Here is an 8,451-nt window from a genome sequence, read left to right as displayed (position 1 = left end):
GTGGTTAGAGCAGTCTTATTTCAACGAGGCATCCGTGTTCGGCCGGCCTGGGCAGTTAACTCTTCCTTCTCGGCGTCAGCTAACATCTGGCACATCCGCTCGGCACCAAGTCGAAGGTCATCACGGACCGCGGCGGCAGCCGCCACGGGATCTCGAGCACGGATGCTTTTTAATAGTTTTATATGAGCGGGGAACGATCTGGTGGGCGCTTGCCTCGAGAATATTATGTTCAAGTGAGGCCCAAGGCGCATCCAGAGGCCGCGTATGATGTCGAACGTTTCTGGCATTCCAGCCGCTTCATAGATTGTGAGGTGAAAGCGTTCGTTTAAGCGGAGCAAAAGCTTGTAGTCGCTTTCTGCACTGGCAGTCTCCATCTCGCTTTGCATTGCTTCCAGTTTCAGAACGTCTTTTTCCGTCAGGCGGTTAACGGCCTCCTCGGTGATGCTTGCCTCGAGGCTGATACGCGCGAGGTAAAGGTCTCCTACCTCGTGCGTGTTAAGGTGGGGCACTATCGCGGAGCGTTGGGAGCCCGATCGCAGGATCTTTTCCGCGATCAGTCGGCTCATCGCCTCTTTGGCTGGAGTCATGCTGATATCCAGCATGGCGGCCACATCACGAATCGTCAGCTTTTCACCCGGTGCGAAATGGCCGCTTGTTAAAGCCCGGCGCAGAGACAGGTAAGCGCGATCGGCAAGCGTTGGCCTCTTGTCGAGCGGCTTCAACTCTGAGCTTGAACCAACAACCATCATATTTGTCTCCCGCCTTGCAGACTGGGCACGTCTCAGCATTTCGGAGCGATAATTGACACATGCGATTCGTCATGACAAGCGTCTCGTCACAAGGCATCACTAAGCGACATATCCGGCGGTGACCTCGATCGCGAAAGCATACTTACCACGGGCTAGGACCTCTGAATGATTGGCTCTCGCCTGCACCCAGTCGTCCGTCGACTGCCGAGCGTGACGGCACGCCATAAACTCTTAGCGTGTACAGCCAGCTGCGCTGCCTAGCGACGCGTGGACAGGCACACACGCCTTCGATGGCCCTTTAATACGCGGCCGAGGATCAGGGCCGAACGCCAACACAATTACCACCAGGAAGCACGTTGACAGGCTGACTTTGTAATGACAAACTACAAACAACACAGGGGGGGGCTTGGGTGAAACGATCAGTTGTAGTAACAGCGGGGGGCGGGGGAATTGGGCTGGCGATCGCCCAGCGATTCGCTGCTCAAGGGGACAACGTCCACATATGCGATGTTGATGACGCAGCGCTCGAGCGAGCTGGCGGGCAGCGCGGCATCACCGCCTACCGCGCCGATGTTGGAAATCCAGGGGACACGGATCGTCTTGTCGCCGATGTATTGGCCCGAGATGGACGCATTGATGTTCTGGTCAACAACGCCGGTCTCGGTGGAGCGCGCAAGCCGGTCGAAGCCTTTACCGTCGAAGAATGGCAGCGAGTCTTCGATGTCAACATTCACGGCGCGTTCTATCTGGTGCGGGCAATCGTGCCCGGGATGAAACAACGGCGTTCTGGTGCAATCGTGAATATCTCTACGACCTCTGTGAAGATCGGCGTTCCGCAGCGCAGTGTTTATGTCGTCACTAAGGGTGCGCTCATGGCGCTCACTACTGCTCTGGCGAGAGAACTCGGGCCGTTCGGAATAACCTGCAATGCCGTTCTTCCAGGTTTCGTCAACAACGCGCGCGGGAAGATGTTGTTGGAGACTGCCGCCGCGCGCAACGGTCTCACGCCTGACGAGCAATTGAGGCGGCGCCTATCTTTCATATCACTGAGGCGGCCGGTCGGCGAAGGCGATATCGCGGAAATGGTCGAATTCCTTGCCTCGCAGCGCGCCTCGGTCGTCTCCGGACAATTTATTTCTGTAGACGGTCACAACGAGTGGGAAGGCGATCCAATCTACTGAATCGCTGGTGTCGGGAATGAAGTAATGGAACGCGGTATCCTCACTTATTGCAGTACGATTTCGCCGTCACAATGCGACGGGAACGGGCATCTAAACGTGCAGCACTACGCAGCGATCTTCGATAGCGCGGTCGGCGTTTTCTACGCGCGCTGCGGTATGTCATGGCGTCGGATGGGTGCGAGTGGCCTCGGAACGGTGGCGGCGCATCAGGCTACCACCTTTCTCGGAGAGGTGCGCAGCGGGGATGCCGTGGAGTGTCGCACCCGTCTAAGCAGGGTCGGGACGACTTCACTCACTTTTGAGCACATCCTGATTGACGCGAAAACTCAGCGCGTCGCGGCGCGCTTGGAAGCAGTCTCTGTGCTGTTTGGTCTTGAGACCAGAACGAAAGTGCCGATCCCGGACAATCTTCGCGCCGAGTTGATGCGGATATGCGAGCGCGAGCCGGATTCCCAACCAAGCAAGGTAGTAGAACCATGAGCAATTCGCACCGCCCGGTGATCTTGACCTGCGCCGTAACCGGCGCGACAGACTTAAATCCGAAATACCCCCACGAACTTGAGTATCCGGTCACGCCGAAGCAAATCGCGGCTGCGTCCGTGGAAGCGACGAATGCGGGAGCCAGCGTCTGCCATATTCACGTACGTGATCCGAAAACGGGCAAAGGCTCATACGATCCTGCCTTATATCGCGAAGTCGTCGATCGTATCCGCGATAGCGGCGTGGATGTCGTGATCAATCTCAGCTCAGGCGGAGGTTGCAAGTACTTCCCAGCTGAAGCCGACGAAACCAATTCGACGCCGGCCGCAAAAAGCACGATGTGGACGATCGACCGGAGGACCCAGCATCTGGCGGATTCCCGGCCGGATATTTCCTCCCTGAACGTCACCTGTGGCCTTCAGGGAACGGGCACGGGCGAGCACGTATACCTAAACACGACGCCGAGCCTTCGCGCTATGGGAGATCGATTCCGCAAGCTTGGCGTGAAGGCAGAGATTGAATGCTACAATCCCGGCGATCTTCTGCTGGCGCAAGCGCTCGTGAAGGAAGGGTTGGTGGACGGTGAGCCACTTTACCAGTTCGCCTTGGGGATCAAGTGGGGGGCACCGGATACACTGGAATCCATGCAATATATGCGGTCTCTGCTTCCGAAAGAAGCCACATGGGCGGGTTTCGGCGTAGGGCGCAACCAGATGCCCATGCTTGCGAGCGCAGTTTTGCTAGGGGGCCATGGGCGCGTCGGATTGGAGGACAACCACTATCTCGACCGCGGCTGCTTCGCAACGAACCCGCTTCTTGTCGAACGAGGGGTCCAGATTGTCGAGGGGCTTGGGGGCCGTGTGGCCACACCCGTCCAAGCACGCGAAATCCTTGGGCTCCGCAAGAACTGAACAAGACCTAACAAAGAAAAACGGATGTGCGGGGTTTGCGGTTGATACCGTTAGAACGCCCACGCTCTGAGGATTGAGGAGACGATGGCACGTTCCAGATGTTCGGGAAGGAGCGTCGCTCGCGATTGCCAGACTTCTCATTGCCAATGCCGCGCTAAGGCGGGCCACGTCCTCGACAGAATAGGCTCCATTCCGAGGCTCCAATGATCAGTCATCAACTAACCAGCGAGCGGGACACTCTGGCGCCTGTGAGCCGTCGCCCCGCGATCGAGGTATCGGGTCTCAGCAAGCATTTCGGGACGGTATGCGCCGTCTCAGATGTCGATCTTACGGTGGCGGAAGGTGAATTTCTCTCAATTCTAGGCCCCAGCGGTTCTGGCAAGTCTACCCTACTGGGGTTGGTCGCCGGCCTGATTCAGCCAACGGGTGGTCGCATTGTGATTGGATCGCGCGACGTCACGCACGTTCCTCCGGCGCAACGTGACATAGGGTTGGTGTTCCAGTCCTATGCGTTGTTTCCGAACATGACCGTGGCGGGCAACATCGCTTTCTCTTTGGCAGTTCGCGGCATCAGCAGGCGCGATGCAAAGGAACGCGTGGAATGGGCGATCGAGCTTGTGCGCCTGAATGGCCTCGAGCACAGGAAGCCATCCCAGCTTTCCGGCGGTCAGCAACAGCGCGTCGCCATCGCCCGCGCGCTCGTGTTCGGACCGAAGCTTCTGCTCCTCGACGAACCGTTGGCAGCTCTGGACCGAAAGCTGCGAGAAGAGGTAAGGCTAGAACTACGGCGCCTGCAAGGAACCTTGGGCGTGACTACCGTTCTGGTTACGCACGATCAAGATGAAGCAATGTCGATGAGCGATCGCATCGCTGTGCTTGCGCAAGGAGTGATCCAGCAACTCGGTAGTCCGGGAGAGCTTTATCGGCAACCAGCCAATCGCTTCGTCGCCGGGTTTCTCGGCGCCGCCAATCTGTTCCACGGGATCATTGCGCGAGAGGGCAATGGGGCCGTTCTTGCGCTAGACGGCGGAACAAGATTGCCGCTCGCCGGTGACTACCCATCACTCGGAAGACGCGCAACCATGCTCGTCCGGCCAGAACGCGTCAACCTCCAACCCGCGACCGAGGCCCCAGCCAACCGGTTTTGCATCGACTGCCACGTTGCCGACGTGGTCTATCAGGGCGAGATCGTCCGCTACGCGGTAGAAGCGCCGCCTGTCGGCCCCGTCATCGCGTCGTGCCAGCACGTGGTACCGCGGTTCTCTCCGGGGGATCGCGCATGTTTCTCCTGGAGGCCTGAAGATGCATGGCTCATCCAGGATAAAGAAGAATAACAGGCCAACCCCAGAGGAGGATCTTAATGAAAACAGCGTCTCTTTGCTCAGCGACAGCTGCGCTGGTGATCTCCTGTTTGTCACTCGCTACAGTAATGCACCCCACTCCGGCGGCCAGTGAGCCCGCGAAGAACTTTATAGTTGGAGACTCGGGAGGAGCAAGTCACGATGCTGCTGTCGAAGCCTTCTTCAAGCCATTTGCCGAACGTACCGGCATTCAAGTCGAATATATCTCGCCAACCAGCTTCGGCAAGCTTCGTGCTATGGTCGCGTCGGGAAACGTCCCGGTCTCTTTATGGGACCTAAATGGCCGGACCTATGAGCAGGCGGTGTCTCTCGGCCTGCTGGAGAAGCTTAACTGGGACCAAATTAATCCCCTCCCCATGTTCCCGGAGATGCGGCGCGAATACGGCTTTGGGATGAGCTATTTCTCAACAGGCATGGCTTGGAAGAAGGGCACGGTACCGATTGAGACTTGGGAGGATTTCTGGAACGTCAAGAAGTTTCCTGGAAAGCGCTGCCTGCCGGACCGGCCTGACTACGTGCTTCCGATAGCACTGCTCGCCGATGGCGTTCCGCTCAATAAGGTGTACCCACTCAATGTGGACCGAGCCTTCCGGTCCCTGGATAGGATCGCGCCTGATGTCTCCGTCTGGTGGACGTCGGGTCAGCAGCCTACGGAGCTGCTAGCGGACAATGAGGTGGCCTATTGCATGGCATGGAATGGTCGAATCATGTCGAAACCTGGACTGGAGTACGATTATAACCAGGCCTTGCTAGACATTACCTTCTGGGGCGTGCCAAAGGGGGCACCCGCCGGTCAGGTGGAGGCGGCCCTGTTGGCGCTGCGTGATTGGACTATCCCCAAGAAGCAGGCGATCTATGCGGAACGGGTCTTTTATCCCGGCAACAGTCCACAGTTGACCGAGCATCTGTCTGACCAGCTCAGGGACAAGATGCCTACTTCGCCCGAAAACAAAGACCGCCAACTCCTTTCGGATAGCAAGTGGTGGTTTCAGCATGGCGACGAAGTCGAGCGGCGTTGGCAGGAGTGGAAGCTTGCTCGTTAGCTAACGCTGTGATCTGAACTTGAAGTCGAATCCGAAGTGGGAACGACGCAGGCACCGAGCGCAAGCTGTTTTCAGGTGGGCTCGGTGCCGAGCGTGCGTCTCGCGATTTTTATGAGGAGCAGGAGAAGTGTGGCTGGCTCGTATGAAAACTGTAAAGCTGCGTTTTGCCGTCATGCTGGCGCCGCTGGTGCTCTTCGTGCTGCTCACATTCGATCTGCCGGTCTTGACGATGCTCGGATGGAGCTTTTCGAATCCGACTCCGACAGTGCGGCACTACTTGTATGTTTTCGAGACACCTGTCTATCTTAAAGTAATAGGCAAAACACTGCGTATAGCGAGCCTGACGACGATCTCTTGCGTCATCTTGGGCTACCCCCTCGTCTATTGGCTGCGCGGGTTGTCTCCGAGGGGACGTTCGATCTGTCTTGTGCTTGTGTTGTTGCCATTTTGGATCAGCATATTGATCCGGACCTATGCCTGGATTGTCATTCTTGGAAATGACGGCATCGTCAACCGAGTTCTGATTGCGATGCGACTGGTCCATCAGCCAGTCCAATTTCTCTACAACGAGTTAGGCGTTCTCATCGGCATGGTCAACGTGCTGCTGCCATTTTTCGTGCTCCCACTCTATGCGGCATTTAGTCGGTTCGATGAGAGATGTTTCCAAGCGGCAGCGTCGCTAGGTGGCTCGAGGCGCGCGATCTTCTGGCGACTCTTTCTTCCGATGAGTGGGCCTTCAGTTGCAGCAAGCGCAACTCTCGTGTTCATCCTATCGCTCGGCTTCTACATCACGCCTGCTGTCTTGGGCGGTGGCAATGTGACAATGATCGCCAACATGCTGGATGTTCTCATCAATACGCTTCCACGCTGGGAGACGGCAGCGGCATTGTCGACCATTCTCATGATAACGATCCTGATCTTATATATGGTCAACTACAGATTGCGCTCTGGTTTCAGCAATTAGCGAAGGAACGTGATATGAGCAGCAACGTTCGAGAACCTGCTCTTTCGGTCGATGAGGTGCGTTCGCGCCGAGAGGGTATTCGATCAGGAGGACGAGCATCGCGCCTGATTTCCGGGATGGAGCGCGCGCTTGTGGTCCTGCTTGCAGTCTCGACCATTGTTTTCCTGTTTCTGCCGGTCTTGATCGTCATTCCGATGTCATTTTCATCCGCGCAATCGCTGGCTTTTCCGCCACCCGGTTTTTCCCTGCGCTGGTATGCCGCCTTCTTCAGCGACCCCGCCTGGATGGCCGCGTTGCGAAATTCGCTTGTGATCGGCAGCACTTCTTCGGTACTCGCCCTCGCAATGGGTACAACGGCGGCTTATGCGCTCGCGCGGGGTCGCTTTGCCGGCCGGTGGGCGCTTGAGGCCAACTTGATGGCTCCCCTAGTCTTGCCGTCGATCATCCTGGCAATCGCGCTCTATTTCGCTTTCGCCCGAACGGGCCTGCTCGGCTCCTTTGCCGGACTTATCATAGCGCACACTCTGCTAGGTGTTCCATATGTCGTTATACTGATGTCCGTCGCGATCTCCGCCTTTGATGGCCGCATCGAGGACGCCGCCCGAACACTGGGAGCAAGCGAACGCGTTGTCTTCTTCAGGATCCTGATACCAAATGTGTTGCCGTCACTTGTGGCAGTCGGAATACTGGTATTCATCGTTAGCTTTGACGAAGTTGTATTATCGCTCTTCCTATTCGGTACGGAGTTCACTATTCCGAAACTTATGTTCAATAGACTTGAGCTTCAGATTGACCCAACTGTCACAGCGGTTGCCACGCTGCTGATACTGTTCACTGTGGCGTCCCTCGGCTGCGTCGCCCTGCTAACTCGCCGCTCTGGTTTGCTGTTGAGCCGTTTCTGATTAGGTTGCCCGAGGGGCGCGACCTAACCGAACAGCATTGATCAAGGAGATTTCTGCCAGGCCGCGATTTGACGCTTCCGGTGAAACCGAAAACCAATCGAATTACGGCGCGATTTCCACCACTGCGAGATTCTGTTTGACGTCGACCGCACAGCGGCACGTTTAGCCGACCTTCTCCGCAGCTTCGGGTGCGACGAGGTCGCAACTGGCATTGTCCGAAACCGGGTGGTTGCGGCCATCAATCTGCCGTTGAGTTTTTCCTCCACCTGGAGTTAGAGTCCGCCTCGATTGAAGGACGGACAATTGAAGCGGAAGAGGTTCTCGTAAGAGATGGGGTATCGGTCCAGCTCGCTGAATGCCCGGCTCTTTCCGGATGATGGCGTTCGCTTGATTCAAAGCCCACTTGGCAAATCGACATGGGCGCGTGGGGTCATCGATCGTCGCCCTGTAGGTGAGTGTCGTGATGGGGCCAATGCCAGGCCAGGCAAGGTCATGAGCGACGGCAGATTGGATCGGCCCAACTGCCCTGAGGACGAGGCAGTGTAGATCGGCCGGGCTGTCGCTCAGGCTCTTATGCAGCTGCAGGAGCGGCCCAACGATCGCCACTGTATGCATACGACGAAGGCCGCCTACTGACGCGTACCTTGAGGCGTTAGTGTCCGCTTAGATTTAAGTGGACGCTTGGCGAATGAAGTATCTGGCTATGGAGCAGCCGTCGACGTTGGAAGCGAGCACGGCCGCGGCTGTGCCGCAGCCGCCGGATGCGGGCCGACAGCGGACGCGCCGCTCCTGGACGGTCGAGCAGAAGCTGGCGATTGTGCGTGAGGTGCAGGAGTCCGGTGATCCGGTGTCGGTTGTGG

8 protein-coding genes are annotated in these 8,451 nt (G+C 57.3%); 7 read left to right on the top strand and 1 reads right to left on the bottom strand.

Annotated features, from left to right (window positions below):
- Positions 1-20 precede the first annotated feature (20 nt).
- Positions 21-749: a GntR family transcriptional regulator gene (locus MESCI2_RS0125505; protein WP_197031602.1), complete on the bottom strand. Its 729-nt coding sequence runs from the start codon at positions 747-749 to the stop codon at positions 21-23.
- A gap of 410 nt (positions 750-1,159) precedes the next feature.
- On the opposite strand from MESCI2_RS0125505, the gene MESCI2_RS1000000137490 reads away from it, so the two are divergent.
- The 7 genes from MESCI2_RS1000000137490 (at position 1,160) to MESCI2_RS0125470 (ending at position 7,591) form a co-directional block, all read left to right on the top strand.
- Positions 1,160-1,930 (top strand): SDR family NAD(P)-dependent oxidoreductase, encoded by a 771-nt coding sequence (locus tag MESCI2_RS1000000137490; protein WP_027038958.1) that lies wholly within the window; start codon positions 1,160-1,162, stop codon positions 1,928-1,930.
- Positions 1,931-1,954: 24 nt separating this feature from the next.
- A complete protein-coding gene (locus MESCI2_RS1000000136315; RefSeq protein WP_050596688.1) occupies positions 1,955-2,410 on the top strand; it encodes an acyl-CoA thioesterase in 456 nt (151 codons plus the stop codon).
- On the top strand, positions 2,407-3,321 hold the full coding sequence (locus MESCI2_RS0125490; protein WP_027038957.1) for a 3-keto-5-aminohexanoate cleavage protein: 915 nt from the start codon (positions 2,407-2,409) through the stop codon (positions 3,319-3,321). Before MESCI2_RS1000000136315 ends, MESCI2_RS0125490 begins: the two co-directional genes overlap by 4 nt.
- Positions 3,322-3,524: 203 nt before the next feature.
- Complete coding sequence (locus MESCI2_RS01000000135625) at positions 3,525-4,655, top strand: ABC transporter ATP-binding protein (RefSeq protein ID WP_050596687.1); 1,131 nt, start codon at positions 3,525-3,527, stop codon at positions 4,653-4,655.
- Between the two features lie 26 nt (positions 4,656-4,681).
- Positions 4,682-5,725, top strand: coding sequence for an ABC transporter substrate-binding protein (locus tag MESCI2_RS0125480; RefSeq protein WP_081738907.1), 1,044 nt, complete (start codon positions 4,682-4,684; stop codon positions 5,723-5,725).
- Between the two features lie 142 nt (positions 5,726-5,867).
- Positions 5,868-6,689 carry an ABC transporter permease gene (locus MESCI2_RS1000000138165; protein ID WP_032901368.1) on the top strand — a complete coding sequence of 274 codons (822 nt, stop codon included), beginning with the start codon at positions 5,868-5,870 and terminating at the stop codon, positions 6,687-6,689.
- A 14-nt stretch (positions 6,690-6,703) separates the two neighbouring features.
- The gene (locus MESCI2_RS0125470; RefSeq protein WP_155936675.1) at positions 6,704-7,591 is read left to right on the top strand and encodes an ABC transporter permease; all 888 of its coding nucleotides are present in this window, start codon (positions 6,704-6,706) and stop codon (positions 7,589-7,591) included.
- Positions 7,592-8,451: the final 860 nt, after the last annotated feature.

Origin of the sequence: Mesorhizobium ciceri WSM4083, from assembly GCF_000519305.1 — a bacterium.
GTDB classification, from domain to species: domain Bacteria; phylum Pseudomonadota; class Alphaproteobacteria; order Rhizobiales; family Rhizobiaceae; genus Mesorhizobium; species Mesorhizobium ciceri_B.
This window is presented reverse-complemented; position numbering and strand designations above follow the sequence as displayed.